Origin of the sequence: Phascolarctobacterium succinatutens CAG:287, assembly GCF_000434895.1 — a bacterium.
Lineage (GTDB): Bacteria > Bacillota > Negativicutes > Acidaminococcales > Acidaminococcaceae > Phascolarctobacterium_A > Phascolarctobacterium_A succinatutens_A.
Genome location: NZ_FR892767.1, coordinates 1 through 1,101 on the forward strand (window position 1 = coordinate 1; position 1,101 = coordinate 1,101).

Sequence of the window (1,101 nt, forward strand, 5' to 3'; positions counted from 1 at the left end):
TTCAATTTGCACTTGCAATCTACCGTAAAAAAATAAGATTAGAAATTTTAAGTAGTATTCTCCCCCTCCGAAGGCTTTGCCTACAGAGGGGTTTTCTTTATGCCTTATGATGCACTTCATGCTTTGAAGTGCAAAAGCTTTTTATTTTGAAAAGTTTTTACAGTGGTTAAGATGGTAAAATCCAAAAGCATATTTTGCATATCTTCAAAAACTATGTTAATATTCTTCACTGTCTTTACTCATGTAAATCCGGTGAGCATCACCAAGTGATATATTTCTCACATTTTTCTTGACTATCTCCTTATTATGTGATATTATTTCAGCATAAATTAGAAATATATCACATTAGAGGGATTGAAAATGAAAAATTTCAGATTAACACTCAATCAGAAATATGGCTATGCCAGCATTTTTTATGGAGTCAGCATTATTCTTTTGGCAATATTTGGCAAATCCAGCAACACACTTTTAAGTATTAGCAGCTCGTTATTAAGTTTAATAGTCGCTGTCGGATTTTTACTTACTTTTTTTCTTAAATCTGATATTGATGATGAACGTGCTCTTGATAACCTTCATCGGGCTGGGTTCCGTGCTTTATTTACAATAATTCTTTTAATCAGCATCTTGCAATGTATCGTAGTTTTTTGCCGTATTCCCCTTGATACCGACAACATGTTAAAGCTTATACTTGGTATCAGCTTTTTATCTTTTGGGTATTATTTCCTGTACTTTGAACGCAAATAGTGAGGATGGTGCAAAATGCCTGTATTAAAAACTAGAATCCACGAACTGCGCAAGGAAAGAAAAATGCAGCAAAGCGCCCTTGCAGAGCTTGTCGGTGTCAGAAGAGAAACCATCGGCAACCTGGAAAACGGAAAATACAATCCCTCGCTCAAGCTGGCAATGGATATCGCCAAGGTGTTTGGCAAGCCGGTGGAATACATTTTTCAGTTTGAGGAAGAAGAGAAGTAAGTTTATTTTAAGAATCCAACAAACACAAACTCCTGTCACAAGTTGGCCAACGCCAGCCTATGACAGGAGTTTGATTTGTATTAGTACATTACTTATTGTTGTGCCAACCTAAGCAATTCCCTCAAATTA

Annotated in this window: 2 protein-coding genes; both read left to right on the forward strand. The window is 35.9% G+C overall.

Going from position 1 to position 1,101, the window contains the following annotated elements:
• Positions 1-360 precede the first annotated feature (360 nt).
• Positions 361-744: a hypothetical protein gene (locus BN587_RS02355; protein ID WP_021719544.1), complete on the forward strand. Its 384-nt coding sequence runs from the start codon at positions 361-363 to the stop codon at positions 742-744.
• Between the two features lie 15 nt (positions 745-759).
• Positions 760-972, forward strand: a complete 213-nt coding sequence (locus BN587_RS02360) for a helix-turn-helix transcriptional regulator (protein ID WP_021719545.1) — start codon at positions 760-762, stop codon at positions 970-972.
• The last annotated feature ends 129 nt before the right edge of the window (positions 973-1,101 follow it).

Coding starts and splice junctions, on each gene's coding strand:
- BN587_RS02355 (WP_021719544.1), top strand. CDS start 361: ATGAAAAATTTCAGATTAACACTCAATCAGAAATATGGCTATGCCAGC.
- BN587_RS02360 (WP_021719545.1), top strand. CDS start 760: ATGCCTGTATTAAAAACTAGAATCCACGAACTGCGCAAGGAAAGAAAA.